At 63.7% G+C, this 15,038-nt stretch carries 14 protein-coding genes; 7 read left to right on the top strand and 7 right to left on the bottom strand.

The window, feature by feature from the left end:
- The first annotated feature begins 110 nt into the window (after positions 1–110).
- The gene (locus tag QCM77_RS03570) at positions 111–1,412 is read left to right on the top strand and encodes a M20/M25/M40 family metallo-hydrolase (RefSeq protein ID WP_279683569.1); all 1,302 of its coding nucleotides are present in this window, start codon (positions 111–113) and stop codon (positions 1,410–1,412) included.
- A gap of 150 nt (positions 1,413–1,562) precedes the next feature.
- On the opposite strand, the gene QCM77_RS03565 is transcribed toward QCM77_RS03570, so the two are convergent.
- Together QCM77_RS03565 and QCM77_RS03560 are read right to left on the bottom strand one after the other, a co-directional pair.
- Complete coding sequence (locus QCM77_RS03565) at positions 1,563–3,005, bottom strand: sensor histidine kinase (RefSeq protein WP_279662874.1); 1,443 nt, start codon at positions 3,003–3,005, stop codon at positions 1,563–1,565.
- Position 3,006: 1 nt separating this feature from the next.
- The gene (locus QCM77_RS03560; RefSeq protein WP_027517249.1) at positions 3,007–3,681 is read right to left on the bottom strand and encodes a response regulator transcription factor; all 675 of its coding nucleotides are present in this window, start codon (positions 3,679–3,681) and stop codon (positions 3,007–3,009) included.
- 348 nt (positions 3,682–4,029) lie between these two features.
- Here QCM77_RS03560 and QCM77_RS03555 point away from each other — a divergent pair, with 348 nt between their 5' ends.
- Positions 4,030–5,091 carry a class I SAM-dependent methyltransferase gene (locus QCM77_RS03555; protein ID WP_279662875.1) on the top strand — a complete coding sequence of 354 codons (1,062 nt, stop codon included), beginning with the start codon at positions 4,030–4,032 and terminating at the stop codon, positions 5,089–5,091.
- A gap of 42 nt (positions 5,092–5,133) precedes the next feature.
- Here the strand turns inward: QCM77_RS03555 and QCM77_RS03550 are convergent, their stop codons facing one another.
- The 5 genes from QCM77_RS03550 to QCM77_RS03530 form a co-directional block, all read right to left on the bottom strand.
- Positions 5,134–5,343: a YunG family protein gene (locus QCM77_RS03550; RefSeq protein WP_279662959.1), complete on the bottom strand. Its 210-nt coding sequence runs from the start codon at positions 5,341–5,343 to the stop codon at positions 5,134–5,136.
- A gap of 406 nt (positions 5,344–5,749) precedes the next feature.
- Positions 5,750–6,838, bottom strand: a complete 1,089-nt coding sequence (locus tag QCM77_RS03545) for a TRAP transporter substrate-binding protein (protein WP_279683567.1) — start codon at positions 6,836–6,838, stop codon at positions 5,750–5,752.
- 168 nt (positions 6,839–7,006) lie between these two features.
- Positions 7,007–8,098 carry a TRAP transporter substrate-binding protein gene (locus tag QCM77_RS03540; RefSeq protein WP_279662877.1) on the bottom strand — a complete coding sequence of 364 codons (1,092 nt, stop codon included), beginning with the start codon at positions 8,096–8,098 and terminating at the stop codon, positions 7,007–7,009.
- 205 nt (positions 8,099–8,303) lie between these two features.
- Positions 8,304–9,440, bottom strand: a complete 1,137-nt coding sequence (locus QCM77_RS03535; RefSeq protein WP_279683565.1) for an Mrp/NBP35 family ATP-binding protein — start codon at positions 9,438–9,440, stop codon at positions 8,304–8,306.
- A gap of 106 nt (positions 9,441–9,546) precedes the next feature.
- The gene (locus tag QCM77_RS03530) at positions 9,547–9,984 is read right to left on the bottom strand and encodes a VOC family protein (RefSeq protein ID WP_279683563.1); all 438 of its coding nucleotides are present in this window, start codon (positions 9,982–9,984) and stop codon (positions 9,547–9,549) included.
- Between the two features lie 195 nt (positions 9,985–10,179).
- Between QCM77_RS03530 and QCM77_RS03525 the strand changes: the two genes are divergently transcribed.
- The 5 genes from QCM77_RS03525 (at position 10,180) to QCM77_RS03505 (ending at position 14,915) form a co-directional block, all read left to right on the top strand.
- Positions 10,180–11,052, top strand: a complete 873-nt coding sequence (locus tag QCM77_RS03525) for an NAD(P)-dependent oxidoreductase (protein WP_279662880.1) — start codon at positions 10,180–10,182, stop codon at positions 11,050–11,052.
- Between the two features lie 22 nt (positions 11,053–11,074).
- Complete coding sequence (nhaD, locus tag QCM77_RS03520; protein ID WP_279662881.1) at positions 11,075–12,352, top strand: sodium:proton antiporter NhaD; 1,278 nt, start codon at positions 11,075–11,077, stop codon at positions 12,350–12,352.
- Positions 12,353–12,488: 136 nt separating this feature from the next.
- Positions 12,489–14,084 (top strand): sensor histidine kinase, encoded by a 1,596-nt coding sequence (locus tag QCM77_RS03515; protein ID WP_279662882.1) that lies wholly within the window; start codon positions 12,489–12,491, stop codon positions 14,082–14,084.
- 44 nt (positions 14,085–14,128) lie between these two features.
- Positions 14,129–14,332, top strand: a complete 204-nt coding sequence (locus QCM77_RS03510) for a DUF1289 domain-containing protein (protein WP_279683668.1) — start codon at positions 14,129–14,131, stop codon at positions 14,330–14,332.
- 28 nt (positions 14,333–14,360) lie between these two features.
- Positions 14,361–14,915 carry a TIGR02281 family clan AA aspartic protease gene (locus QCM77_RS03505; protein WP_279662883.1) on the top strand — a complete coding sequence of 185 codons (555 nt, stop codon included), beginning with the start codon at positions 14,361–14,363 and terminating at the stop codon, positions 14,913–14,915.
- Positions 14,916–15,038: the final 123 nt, after the last annotated feature.

Here is a 15,038-nt window from a genome sequence, read left to right as displayed (position 1 = left end):
AGCGGAGCTTCGGCTATGGCGACGCCGCGCACGATCGAGAGCCGGCCGGCGTGACAAGCGCTGGAAACGCAGGCATACCGGGCCATCCTCCAACCCAGGGACCGCCGCGCATGTTCCGATCGCACTCTGCTCCGTCGTTCGCCGGTTCGTTGCTAGCCTCGTTCTGGCTCGCAAGCGCCGCAACGATGGCGCATGCCGAGCCCAATGCCAATGTCGTGGCCGACGTCCATGCGCTGGCGCAAAAGGAGCAGCAGCCGCTGCTCGACACGCTGCGCGATCTCGTCAGCATCGAATCCGGCAGCAAGGATTTCGAAGGTCTGAACCAGATCGCCGAGCGTGTTGCCGGCCAGCTCAAGCACCTCGGCGGAGCGGTGGAGATCCTGCAACCCACCGACGTCTACCGCCTCGACGACACGCCCGAGAAGATCGGCCCGGCCGTGCACGCCGTCTTCAAGGGCACCGGCAGCAAGAAGATCATGCTGATCGCCCACATGGACACGGTCTACCTGAAGGGCATGCTGAAGGACCAGCCGTTCCGCATCGACGGCGACAAGGCCTACGGCCTCGGCATTGCCGACGACAAGCAAGGCGTTGCGCTCATTCTCCACACCGTGGCATTGCTCCAGAAGCTGAACTTCAGGGATTACGGCACGCTCACGGTGCTCACCAATGGCGACGAGGAGATCTCCTCGCCCGGCTGGCGCGGCACCATCACCAAGTTCGCCTCGGATCAGGACGTGGTGTTCTCGTTTGAAGGCGGCGGCACCGACGGCACGCTGCGGCTGGCCACCAGCGGCATCGGCTCGGCCTATCTCACGGTGCAGGGCAAGTCGTCGCATGCGGGCGCACGGCCCGAGGGCGGCGTTAACGCGCTGTACGAGCTCTCGCATCAGGTGCTGCAGATGAAGGACCTATCCAAACCCGAGCAGAGCCTGAAACTGAACTGGACGGTCTCCAAGGCCGGCACCAACCGCAACGTGATCCCCGCCGACGCCACGGCCCAGGCCGATGCACGCGCGCTCAAGGTGGCGGATTTCGACGAGCTGGAGAAGGCGCTCCAGAACAAGATCAAGAATCACCTGCTGCCCGAGTCCAAGGTCGACTTGAAATTCGAGGTGCGCCGCCCGCCGCTCGAGGCCAACGACGCCTCGCGCCGCGTGGCAGCTTACGGCAAGACGATCTATGGGGAGCTCGGACTGCCCCTCAAGGTCGACGAGAAGGCGACCGGCGGCGGCACCGACGCTGCGTTTGCAGCGCTGAAGACCAGCGGCGCCGTGGTGGAGGGCATGGGCCTGTCGGGCTTCGGCGCGCATTCCAACGATGCCGAATATGTGCAGCTCAACAGCATCGTGCCGCGTCTTTACCTGGCCACGCGCATGATCATCGACCTGTCCACCGGCAAGCTGAAATAGCGCTTTCTTCCTTCTCCCCTCATGTCCGCCGAAGCCTTGGCGAAGGGCGGATGTGGGAGAAGGTGGCGCGAAGCGCCGGATGAGGGGTTGCCTCCGCGCACTCCATTGAGAAATGGACTCGCGGAGAGAAACCCCTCACCCGTCTCGTCGCTATCGCGACGAGCCACCCTCTCCCACAAGGGGAGAGGGTGCAGCGTCAGTGCTGCGCCAATTCTTCTCAGCGACCTTTGCTCCCTCCGCCAGCCTGAACCGCAGCGTAAACTCCGCGCCGCCTCCCGGAAGGTTCTCCACCGCGACCGTCGCCGCGTGATCGTCGGCCACGGCGCGCACGATCGAGAGCCCGAGGCCGGCGCCGTCGCTGCGCTGGCGGTCGGCGCGCCAGAAGCGCTGGAAGATCAACTCACGCTCGGCTTCCGCGATGCCCGGGCCGCAATCGCGCACCCGCACCGCACCGTCCTCGCTCACCTCGACATCGACGGAGCTGTCCTTGGCCGTGAACTTGATGGCGTTTTCGGCGAGATTGAAGATCGCGCGCTGGAGCATCTCGGAATTGCCGTGGATCAGCACCGGCGCGTCGCTGCCCTTGAGGGCGATGTCCTTGTGTTGGGCGAGCGCGAACGGTGCGATCGCGCCGACCACCTCGGCGCAGACGGCGCGCAAATCCGCGGTCTCGCCGGGATCGAGCACCAGCGTGTCGAGCTCGGCGATCTCCAGCAGTTGGGCGACGATGCGGCTCATGGCTTCGATGTCGGCATGCAGCGCCTGCCGTGCGGCGCCGTCGTGAAGCGTCTCGATCCGCGTGCGCAGGATTGCGAGCGGCGTGCGCAATTGATGCGCGGCGTCGGCCGTGAACTGCCGCTGCACGCGAAAGCCGTCCTCGAGGCGATCGAGCGCCTGGTTGACGGCGGTGACGAGCGGCATGATCTCGCGCGGAATCTGCTCGGTCGGCAGGCGGATGTCGGTGCGCGCTGGCCCGATATTGCTGGCCTGTTCCGAGGCCTTCCACAGCGGCGCGATCGCGCGACGGAAGATGATGATGTCGGTGGCGAGCAGGATCAGCAGGATCGGAATGGTGGTCCATCCCACCCGCCGAAAGAAATTCGAGACGATGTCGTCGATGATGACGTCGCGATGCGCGAGGTCCTCCGCGACGCGAATTCGTATCACCTTGCCGTCGACAATGCGGGTGACGCCGGCGCCGGAAATCGTCTCGGAGAGCGGCGGCGGCGCGGCCGTGGCAGTGCCGGTCTTGCGGCGCGACGAGAACAGCAGATGTCCCTCGGCATCGCGAATATCGTATTGGTAGCGACCATAGGCTTCCGAATAGAGGCCCTTGAGACTGTCCGGCAGGTTGAACGTCAACAGGCCGTCCGGCTGGGCGACGATGCGCTCGGCAAGCACCTCGGCCTGCGCGCGCATGGCATCCCGGTGCAACTGGTCGATCTCGGAATTGAGCAGCCAGAACAGCACCAGCGGCAGGAAGATCGCGACCACCGCGACCGCCACGATGTGCAGGAACACGATGCGCCAGATCAGCGATTTGAAGGTCGGCGATCTCGCATAGATGCCGGCGCGAGATCCGACCTGGGCCACGCTACTTCTCCTCGGCCATGAGATAGCCGACGCCGCGGATGGTGTGGATCACGACCTTGGCGCCGTGCTCCGTGAGCTGCTTGCGCAGCCGCGAGACGTAGACCTCGACCGCATTGGAGGCGACCTCGCCGTCGAGCCCGAAGATGTGGTCCTCGACGTTCTTCTTCGGCACCACCCGCCCCTGCCGGCGCAGCAAAATCTCAAGCACCGAGGTCTCGCGCGCGGAAATGATGCGCGGCTGGTCGTCGACGAAGATCTGGCGGCTTTCGGTGTCGTAGACGAGGTTGGCGAGGCGCAGCGAGCGACCGAGCAACTGGCCCGGACGGCGCAAGATCGCCTCCAGCCGCGCCACCAGCTCCTCCATCGCGAACGGTTTTGCGAGATAGTCGTCGGCGCCGCTGCGCAGGCCGCTGACGCGATCCTGCAAGCCGCCGCGCGCGGTCAGCACCAGCACCGGCAACGGCTCCATTTGCCGACGCAGCTCGCGCAGCACCGACAGGCCGTCGCCGTCGGGCAGTCCGAGGTCGAGGATCATCGCGGCATAGCTGACGCTGCTCACCGCCTCGCGCGCCTCGGCCGCGCTGCCGACGATGTCGCTCTCATAGCCGGCCGCCGACAGCCCGCCGGCAACGAGCCGCGACAGCTCCGCATTGTCCTCGACGATCAGTAGACGCATGGCATTCCCGCCGGATGCTCCGGTGCAAGCACGGCTCGCGCCGCATTTACGATCTCTTCCATCATCCGCACGGTTTCGGCCAGAACAAAAGCGTCCCGGTTCCGCTTTTAACTCTGTCAGGTTGGTGTAAGCTAGGCAGGCGCGTGCCCATACGGCCGCGCATGTCGGCTCTTGGGCCGCAGGCAGGAATCCGCGGCTCGATTAAACGTTATTGCTTCTGACCCAATCTGACATCGAGCGGCCCACGGCTATTCGCCGGAACGTGCCCCCTTTCACACTTGCGATCCGCCGGTCGCCCGGGGCTTTTTGACCAACGATGAGGCTGTTCTCAAAGAGGAGGAAGCTGCAATGCGTGAACCAAACCTTGAAAAGTTGAACGCGCTCGTAGGAAAGCTGGTCGGCGACCTCGGCATCTCGCTTGGTGGCGCAAGCATACTGCTCGGCGATCGCCTCGGGCTCTACAAGGCGATGGCGGATGGTGCTGTGATCACTCCGTCCGAGCTTGCGAAGAAGACCGGCCTGCATGAGCGTTATGTGCGCGAATGGCTGTCCGGGCAGGCCGCTTCCGGATACATCGACTACCATCCCGAAAGAAATGCGTTCTCACTCTCGGCGGAGCAAGCCATGGCGTTCGCCGAAGAGGGGTCGCCAGCCTTCTTTGCCGGCGCATTCGATGTCGTGCAGTCCACCTATCTCGACGAACCCAAAGTCGCCGAAGCGTTTCGAACCGGGAAAGGCGTTGGTTGGCACGAGCATTCGAAGTGTCTTTTCTCTGGCACCGAACGCTTCTTCAGGCCGGGCTATAACGCCAATCTGGTTTCGAACTGGATTCCGACGCTCGAAGGCGTCGAAGCGAAACTGAAAGCTGGCGCCAGGGTGGCCGATGTCGGATGCGGCCACGGCACCTCTACGATTGTGATGGCGCAGGCCTACCCCAATTCAGAATTCTTCGGGTTCGATTACCACAAGCCTTCGATTGAACGCGCGAAGGTCTTGGCGCAAGAAGCAGGAGTTGGAGACCGCATCACGTTCGCGCAGGCCAGTGCCAAGGATTTTCCGGCGAAAGACTATGATCTGGTGGCGTTCTTCGATTGCCTGCATGACATGGGCGATCCCGTAGGTGCAGGCAAGCATGTCAAGGAAACGCTAGCCAAGGATGGGTCGTGGATGATCGTCGAGCCGTTTGCTCATGACAATCTCAAGGACAATCTCAACCCGGTCGGATGCATCTTCTATCACGCCTCGACATTCATTTGTACGCCGGCGTCACTGTCTCAGGAAGTGGGCTTGGGGCTCGGCGCACAAGCGGGTGAAAGCAGATTGCGTCAGGTCGCGACTGAAGCGGGCTTCAGGCGCTTCCGCCGCGCCACCGAGACGCCGTTCAACATGATCTTCGAAGTGCGTTCTTGACCGATCCGGCCGTTGGCCGGGTCCTAACAAGCCGCCGCGCGCTCATGGACAGATGCCCCTGGCGTCGCGGCCACGCCGTTGATCCAGGTCCAGCATCACCCAGCAGCCTGAGGCGGCTCCGAGTTCGTGAACGAGCAGCGACGTGACGTTGCATTGCCCTGCCGCCGGATTGTTCGCGGTCCACTGGCTGGCAGTCGACAACGACCAGGCCTTGCGCAGCGCGCGTTGGACTTCGTCAGGGCCGAAGCTCATCGCCCCCGGGATCCATGCAAAGGACTCTCATTTCGGATTATGCGATTATCGCTGTTTGCCACTGTTTTGCCTGACGAGTCAAACGGCTTCGTTGCTCGCAGGATGGGAACAGCGACGTGGCGGCCGCCCATCGCTCGGCCGGTTTCCGACCCGGCGGTCTCCGTGCGCTTGATCTGGACTCAAAGTTCGCAGTTGACCCAATTGCGCGTTGATCGCGCCTTCCCGCTCGAACTATCCCCGACGTATCAAGCCGTTAGCCGCCTTCACGGCGCCTCATGCCCTCACCCCTCGTCTACTGTGCATGGGGTTGTTTTCCAGATTTTTTTTTGTGAGCCCCCGAGCCCGGTCGCAAAACCAAAGGCCCCGGCCTTTCGCACCGGGGCCTTGCATTCGCGATGTGGCGCGATCAGCTCTGCGAGTTGCGCGCCATGAAATTGTCGTACCCGACCTCGGCGACCTGGAACCACTGGTAGCCGTTGTTCGAGAAGGCCGTCAGCGAATCGTACACCTTCTTGAAATCCGCGTTGGTCGAGGAGACCTCGGTGTGCAGCTCCTTCGCCGCCTTGAAGCAGGCCTGCATGATCTCCGGCGAGAACGGATGCAGCTTGGCGCCGGCGGCGAGCAAGCGGCGCAACGCCGGCGGGTTGGATTGATCGTACTTCGCCATCATCCAGTTGTTGGCGAAGTGCCCCGCCTGCTCGAGGATGCTCTGATAGTGCTTTGGCAGCGCATTCCATCTGTCCTGGTTGACGAACGCCAGCAGCATCGGCCCGCCTTCCCACCAGCCCGGAAAGTAGTAACGCGGCGCCACCTTGACGAAGCCGAGCTTCTCGTCGTCGTACGGTCCGACCCATTCGGCGGCGTCGATGGTGCCCTTCTCGAGCGCCGGGTAAATGTCGCCGCCCGCGATCTGCTGCGGCACCGCGCCGAGCTTCTGCAGCACGCGACCCGCAAAGCCGCCGATGCGAAACTTCAGGCCGTTGAAGTCCTGGGGCACTTTGACTTCCTTGCGAAACCAGCCGCCCATCTGACAGCCGGTGTTGCCGGCGAGCAGCGAGACGACGTTGTACTTCTTGTAGAACTCGTTGAGGATTTCCCTGCCGCCCCCCAACATGTACCAGGCCTGGTTGATGCGCATGTTCGGTCCGAACGGCACGGACGAGCCGAAAGTGAAAGTCGGATCCTTGCCGAAATAGTAATAAGATGCGGTGTGACCGATTTCGCAGGTGCCGTTCTGCACGGCATCTAGCACCTGAAGGCCCGGCACGATTTCACCGCCGGCAAATGTCTGAATCTGAAATTTGTTGTCGGTCGCTTCCGCCACCATCTTGGCCATCATCTCGGCGCCGCCATAGAGCGTGTCGAGCGATTTCGGCCAGCTCGTCGGCATGCGCCATTTGATCTCCGGCATCGACTGCGCGATGGCCGGCGCGGCAAACGTCGCGGCGCCAGCCGCACCAAGTCCCGTGACTTTGATGAAGTCTCTTCTTTTCATGATGTCCTACCCTGATGGATTGTGATTTTGAGCCTTCTTGCCGAGGCTTGGGATCGAGCATGGAACATCGCGTTGCCGATTTCCATCGTGATCGCACTGCGGCAAAGAAAAAGCCCGGCCTCCTGAGGAGGTCGGGCTTTCCCGTTCTCGACTTTGGTCTTAAGACGATCAGCCGCGGGTACGCGAGCGGATCATGAAGCTGTCGTAGGTATATTCGGCAACCTGCCACCACAGATATTCGTCGGAGCGGTAGGCCTGCATGGCGTCGATCGACTTCTTGAAGTCGGCGTTCTTGGCCGAGATCTCGCCCCACAGCTCATTGGTCGCCTTGAGGCAGGCTTCGAGCACCTCGTTGGTGAACGGACGAAGCTGGGTGCCGCCGGCGACCAGACGCTTCAGCGCGCCCGGGTTCTGCATGTCGTAACGCGCGGCCATCCAGGTGTTGGTGTTGACGGTCGCGTTGGTGAGAATCGCTTGATAGTTCTTCGGCAGCTCGTTCCACTTGTCGATATTGGCGAAGGCGTGGACGGTCGGACCACCTTCCCAGAAGCCCGGGTAATAGTAGTACTTCGCGACCTTGGCGAAGCCGAGCTTCTCGTCATCGTAGGGGCCGACCCATTCGGCGGCGTCGATCGTGCCCTTCTCCAGCGACGGATAGATGTCGCCGCCGGCGAGCTGCTGCGGCACCACGCCGACCTTCTGGAGCACCTGGCCGGCAATGCCGCCGATGCGCATCTTGAGGCCCGAGAGGTCGGCAACGGTCTTGATCTCCTTGCGGAACCAGCCGCCCATCTGGGTGCCGGTGTTGCCGCAGGGGAAGCCCACCACGTTCGACTTCTTGAAGAACTCGTTGGCAAGCTCGTTGCCGCCGCCCTGGTAGAGCCAGGAATTCTGCTGGCGTGCGTTCAGGCCGAAAGGCACCGACGCGAAGATTGCGAAGGTCGGGTCTTTGCCGACGTAATAATACGACACCGTGTGGCACATCTCGACGGTGCCCTTCTGCGTCGCATCCAGCGCCTGCAGACCCGGAACGATTTCACCCGCCTGGAAGACCTGTATCTGAAACTTGTTGTCGGTCATCTCGGCGACGTATTTCGCCATCTGCTCGGCACCGCCATAGATGGTGTCGAGCGACTTCGGGAAGCTCGACGTCAGGCGCCACTTGATCTCGGGCGAGGACTGCGCGATCGCCGGCGAGGCCACCGCGGCGGTCGCCGCCGCGCCTGCTGCCGACACTTTCAAGAAATCACGACGCTTCATCTTCAGTCTCTCCTTGTTGGGGCGTTTCCCCTAACTTCCTCTTTGCTGCCGCTCATTCCGGCGACGCGTTCTTGGGCCGCGTCGAACCGAAGGGGCTTGACTGCCGTGGGCCTTTAACACGGAAGCCCAGCTTTCGAAACGCGACATTGGCATGACGGGGCTCTACGAAAGTCGCATGTCCCCAGCCGATGGACGCAGGGCCGGGTCATGCCGCGGCGATGACGCCCTTGAGCTGGTCCCGGACCTGTCCCGCAATGGCGCGGTAGATCGCCGCATGGGGACCGTCCGGCTCGCTGTCGACCACGGGGGTGCCGGCATCCGAGGTGGCGCGAATCGCCATGTGCAGGGGGACCTCGCCCAGGAACGGCACCGCGAGCTTCTCGGCCTCGTGGCGCGCGCCGCCATGGCCGAAAATATCCGATTTCGTGCCGCAATGCGGGCACTGGAAATAGCTCATGTTCTCGACGATGCCGAGCACGGGCACGTTGACCTTCTTGAACATCGCAAGTCCCCGCCTTGCGTCGATCAGGGACAGGTCCTGCGGGGTCGAGACGATCACGGCGCCTTTCAGCGGCACGTTCTGCGCCAGGGTGAGTTGGGCATCGCCGGTGCCCGGCGGCATGTCGACGACGAGGACGTCGAGAGTGCCCCATTCGACGTCGCGCAGCATCTGCGTCACCGCCGACATCACCATGGGACCGCGCCAGATCATCGCGGTCTCTTCCTCCACCAGGAAGCCGATCGACATGATGGCGAGGCCGAAACGCCTGAGCGGAATCATCTTGCGCTCGGCGTTCAGCTCCGGCTTGTCGTGCAGGCCCGTCAGCCGCGGCATCGAGGGGCCGTAGATGTCGGCATCGAGCAGCCCGACCTTGAGGCCGAGATCGCGCAAGCCCAGCGACAGATTGAGCGCGGTGGTGGACTTGCCGACGCCGCCCTTGCCCGAGGCGACCGCGATCACGGCAGCGACGCCCGGAATCTCGGACTGCCGCGCCATCGGCGACCCTCCGCCCTGCGGCGGCTTGTGGGCGTGGACCGGCTGGACGCCTGGCGTGCCGCGGCTCGGCGTTGGCGGCGCAGGCGGCGCCGCGCCGGGCTTGCGCTCGGCGGTCAGCGCCACCAACACTGTGGTGACGCCGGGAATGGCGCGCACGGCGGCCTCCGCTTCGGCCCGGACGGATTCCCAGGCCCGCGCCTCGGCGGCATCGACATTGATCGAGAAGAACACCTTGCCGTCGGCGGCGCTGATCGCGCTCAGCACATTGGCATTGGCGAGCGCGACCCCGCGGGGCGACTTGATCCTGGCGAGGCTGTCGAGAACCTGTTGCTGCGTCACGCTCAAAGCGCATCTCCTGAACGGAGCACGATGCGGAAAAGGGTAGAGCGGTTTTCCGACAATCGTGCTCAATGCTTTAGGGTGCCCCATTAGAGCGGAAACACCCAAAAGGCTACTGCCTGCCGATATCGCCAGCCATCTCGGCGGGGGCGGCCCCCTGCTCCAGGGCCGCCTCATAGTTGAGCTCGATCATGACCCCGTTGGGGTCGTGGACGAAGATCTGCCAGAGGTCGCCGCCGGGCACCTGGCGGGAGTCGAACTTCATGCCCTTTGAGGCCAGACGCTGCTTCATGCCGTCAAACCCGCGGCTGACGAAGGCGACGTGGTGGACAACGCCGGAATCCGGCTTTTGTGGCTCCGCGGTCGGCGAAATATCGACGAGGTGCACCACCGGCCTGCCTTCGCTGTACATCCAGGCGCCGGGGAAGGCGAAATTCGGCCGGGCGCCATTTTCCAGGCCCAGCACCTCCTCGTAGAAGCGGACGGTCTCGGCCAGATTCCGGGTCCGGATGTTGAAATGATCGAGCACGCCCACGCTTACGCCGCTCATGCTTTCGCTCCCTTTTTCGAAGTCCTTAGGTCCGCCATCCTAGCACAGGAGGGCATCAAACGAAGCCGTTGCCCTCCGGCCTCAACGGTTTATGGTGCGCGCGATCTGCCGCAATGGCGGAACTTTTGAGGGCGCCGATTGGCGTCCTCGGCCGGCAAAAACCGTAAAACCCGAACTACGGACAAGGTACCACACATGGCTAAAGTCGCTTTCCTCGGTCTCGGCGTCATGGGCTTCCCCATGGCCGGACACCTCGTGAAAAAAGGGGGCCATGAGGTCACCGTCTACAACCGCACGGCGGCCAAGGCGAAGGAGTGGGCGGACAAGTTCGGCGGCAAGACTGCGGCGACCCCGAAGGCTGCGGCCGAGGGCCAGGACTTCGTGATGTGCTGCGTCGGCAACGACAATGATCTGCGCGCGGTCACGATCGGCGCCGACGGTGCGTTTGCCGGCATCAAGAAGGGTGCGACCTTCGTCGACCACACCACCGCCTCCGCCGAGGTCGCGCGTGAGCTCGATGCGGCCGCCACCAAGGGTGGCTTCAAGTTCATCGACGCCCCGGTCTCCGGCGGCCAGGCCGGTGCCGAGAACGGCGTGCTGACGGTGATGTGCGGCGGCGCCGAGGGCGCCTATGCCGGCGCCGAGCCGATCATCAACAGCGCCTATGCGCGGATGTGCAAATTGCTCGGACCCGCCGGCTCGGGCCAGCTGACCAAGATGGTCAACCAGATCTGCATCGCCGGCCTGGTTCAGGGACTCTCCGAGGGCATCCACTTCGCCAAGAAGAGCGGCCTCGACGTCGCCGCCGTGATCGAGACCATCTCAAAAGGGGCGGCGCAGTCCTGGCAGATGGAGAACCGCTACAAGACCATGAACGACGACAAGTACGATTTTGGCTTCGCGGTCGAATGGATGCGCAAGGACCTCTCGATCTCGCTGGCCGAAGCCCGCCGCAACGGCGCCAATCTGCCGGTGACCGCGCTGGTCGACCAGTTCTACGCCGAGGTCGAGAAGATGGGCGGCAAGCGCTGGGATACATCGAGCCTGCTCGCGCGCCTTAATCGCTGACACCTGACGAGGTGACCCCGCCTTGCTGATCGCACTCGCCGCAGTCTTCGTCCTCGCCTATGCGGCGATCGCGCTCGAGCACCCGATCGGGGTGAACAAGAGTGCGTCTGCGCTACTCGGCGCAGGCGTGCTCTGGACAATCTACGCGCTCGCGACGGGAGACCACACGCTGGTCGGGCGTCAGCTTGACGAGTCCGTCGCCTCCACCGCGCAGATCGTGTTCTTCCTGGTTGGCGCGATGACCATCGTCGAAGTGATCGACGCCCATGACGGTTTCGAGGTCATCACCTCGCGCATCAGCACGACGAGCCAGGTCCGTCTGATATGGCTGATTGGCTTCGTGACCTTCTTCCTCAGTGCAATCCTCGACAATCTGACCACCACCATCGTCATGGTCTCACTGATCCAGCGGCTGATCGCCAAGCGCGACGACCGCCTGCTGTTCGCCTCCCTCATCGTCATCGCCGCAAATGCCGGCGGTGCATGGACCGTGATCGGCGACGTCACCACGACCATGCTGTGGATCGGCGGGCAGATCTCGCCCTTGAAAATCATGGGCGCGGTGTTCCTGCCTTCGCTGCTCAACCTGCTGGTGCCGCTCGCATTCATCAGCTTTTCGCTACGGGGCAAGACCATCGCACCGCCGACGAAAGAGGACGGGTTGCAGGGCGTCGATCCGTTCGAGCGGAACGTGATGTTCTATCTCGGACTCGGCGTACTGATCGCGGTGCCCGCCTTCAAGACGGTCACGCAGCTGCCGCCCTTCATGGGCGTCCTGCTCGGGCTTGGCATCGTGTGGTTGGTCGGCGAGATCGTGCATCGCAACAAGGATGAGCATGTCCGCGGCCCGCTCACGCTTGCGCATGCGCTGACGCGGATCGACATGGGCTCGATCGTGTTCTTCCTCGGCATCTTGCTCGCAGTCGCCTGCCTTGAACATGCCGGCCTGCTCTCCATGCTGGCTAAATGGCTGGACACCGCGATTGGCCGCCAGGACGTCATCGTCGTCGTGCTCGGGCTGCTCAGCGCCGTCATCGATAACGTGCCGCTGGTGGCCGCGACGATGGGCATGTACGACCTCACGCATTATCCGGCCGACAGCTTCCTCTGGGAGTTCATCGCCTATTGCGCCGGCACCGGTGGTTCGATCTTGATTATCGGCTCGGCCGCAGGCGTCGCCGCCATGGGGCTCGAGCGCATCGAGTTCCTCTGGTACGCCCGCCGCATCGCCGCTCCGGCGCTCGCCGGCTATCTGGCGGGAGCCGTGGTGTATATCGCACAGCATGCGGCGCTGCATTGAGCGGCACAGGCGCGATCCAAATTAACGCCGGGTTAACGTAATTCTTTAGCTCCTTAAGTCACCTCTTAAGGATTTCTTGCCAGAGATAGACAATGCAGAAGGCCCGTCTCGCGCGGGCAGGAACTGTTGTTGTGCGATGAGTAAACCCGCTGAAAAGCCCGAGGTTGTGCAGCTTCCGGCCGAGCCGGTGAGCGCGCCGTCGGCGAGCAGCCGTAGGGCTGCGGCGCAGCGGGTACGCGAGGCGCGCGACAAGTTAACGTCGACCAGCGGAACCCGGCCGGCTTTCGACGCCGAGATGCTGCGCCAATATGCCCAGACGCGGCTGTCGGCTTCCTACGTCGCGATGCTGCTGGTCGTTGCCACCGGCGTGCTGTTCGGGCTGTGGATGCAGCCGATCCCGGCCGCGGCCTGGACCGCCGGCATGCTCTGCATCCACGCAGCGATGATCCGCAGCTGCCACCGCTTCCTGGCCGAGCCCTCCTCGCCGACCGCGACGCGCGCCTGGCGGACACGCTTCGTCGTGCTCGACCTGCTCTATGGCCTGTGCTGGATGGCGATCCTGATCCATCCCGTGCTCGACATGGTCACGGAAACGCTGATGATGTTCCTGATGCTGCTGGTGATCGCAGTATCGAGCATGCTGGCCGCCAATCTGCCGATCGCAGCCCTTGCCGCCACCGCGCCGGTCGCGGTCGCGATGGCGCTGAGCTTTGTGATGACCGGCTCGCTGGACAATTACGTCCTGGCCGCGCTCGCGCTCTCGGCCGAAGGCTATTTCGTGCTGCTGGCGCACCGCCTGCACTCCTCGACCTTCGCCACGCTCGAGGCGCGCGCCGAGAAGGACGCGCTGATCGGCGAGCTCGAACAGGCCAAGGCGATCTCGGACGAAGCCCGTCACCGCGCTGAATCCGCCAACGTCGCCAAGTCGCGCTTTCTTGCGCAGATGAGCCACGAACTGCGCACGCCGCTGAACGCCATCCTCGGCTTCTCCGAGGTGATGAAGAGCGAAATCTTCGGCGCGCATCAGGTCGCCGTCTACAAGGAATATTCGGGCGACATCCATAATTCCGGCGTCCACCTGCTCAACCTCATCAACGAGATCCTCGATCTGTCGCGAATCGAGGCCGGCCGTTACGAGCTCAACGAGGAAGCGGTCTCGCTGGTCGGCATTGTCGCCGACTGCCATCATTTGATGAAGCTGCGCGCCTCGAGCCGCGGCATCACCATCCACGAGGTGTTCGAGCAGGCAATGCCGCGGCTCTGGGCCGACGAGCGCGCGATCCGCCAGGTCATGCTCAATCTGCTCTCCAACTCGATCAAGTTCACCCCGCAGGGTGGCGAGATCTGGCTCAAGGCCGGCTGGACCGCCTCGGGCGGACAATATCTCTCGGTGAAGGATTCCGGCTCCGGCATTCCCGAGGACGAGATCCCTGTCGTGCTCGCCTCGTTCGGCCAAGGCTCCAACTCGATCAAATCGGCTGAACAGGGCGCGGGTCTCGGCCTGCCGATCGCCAAAAATCTGATCGACCTGCATGGCGGTACATTCACGCTGAAATCGAAGCTGCGCATCGGCACCGAAGTGATCGTCACCTTCCCGCCGGAGCGCGTGATGAGCGCGCTGGCGCCGATGTCGGATGATTCTCCGCCGCTCCAGCCGGAGAGTTCCGCGGTGGCGGACGAGAAGCGCAGGCCTCGCCACAAGCCGATCATGAGCGCAGGTACAGGCTTGTAACGAGATGCTTGCAGACATGGCCGACCATCCCCCACTATGCCCGAATGAGCAAAGAAACGCCGTGCGTGGCCGTCTGCATGATCGATCCCAAGACAAAACTGTGCTTCGGCTGCGGACGCACCTTGCCGGAGATCGCGCGCTGGCACGCCATGGAAAGCGCGGAACGGCTAGCGGTCATGGCGCGGCTGCCCACGCGTATGAATCAGGCTGGACTTGCGGCCGTCGCGGGATCGCCGAAACGCACTTGACCGGCCTGCGCGCATCCGGAGGTGCGCAATGATCCGCTTCCTGCTCGTTCTCATCATGCTCGCCGGCACCGCAGGTGCCGTCGTCGCCTACGGCGATTCCGACCAGATCGCGCGCGCGAGCAGCAAGGTTTCGCACATCTTCCGCACACAGATCGCATCGCCTGCCCCCGCCGTACAGATCCAGCGCGGCCAGGGCGGCGAATTCGCGCTGCGCGCGAAGATCAACGGCGTGGCCGCACCGATGGTGATCGACACCGGCGCGACCTCGGTGGTGCTGACCTGGGAAACCGCGAAGGCGATCGGACTGCCGCTCGAGATGCTCGAATACGACGTCGATCTCGAAACCGCGGGCGGCCATACCAAGGCGGCCCGCCTCACGATCGACCGCCTCTCCGTCGGCCACCTCGTCGAGAAATCGGTGCCAGCCCTCATCGTGCAACGCGGGCAGATGAAGACCAATCTGCTCGGCATGAGCTTCCTCGACCGGCTGGAGAGCTGGGGGGTGCGCGCTGACAAGCTGATGCTCACAGGCTATCCGGAGCTCCAGACCGGTCACCGCCGCCCGCGCATGGCGGTCGACTAAAGCGTGATGGCATTAGGTTCGATAGCCTGAATTTTTGAGGTAGTTGGCGCATTCCTCGGATGTGAAGGCATCGAGTGCGCGGCCGATTGCGGCGCAGACCGCGTCGACGGTTCGCGCGGCAGC

It is taken from the genome of Bradyrhizobium nivariense, assembly GCF_029846695.2.
GTDB lineage: Bacteria > Pseudomonadota > Alphaproteobacteria > Rhizobiales > Xanthobacteraceae > Bradyrhizobium.
The sequence above is the reverse complement of the archived record's forward strand: the minus strand, read 5'-3'. Positions and strand labels throughout refer to the sequence as shown.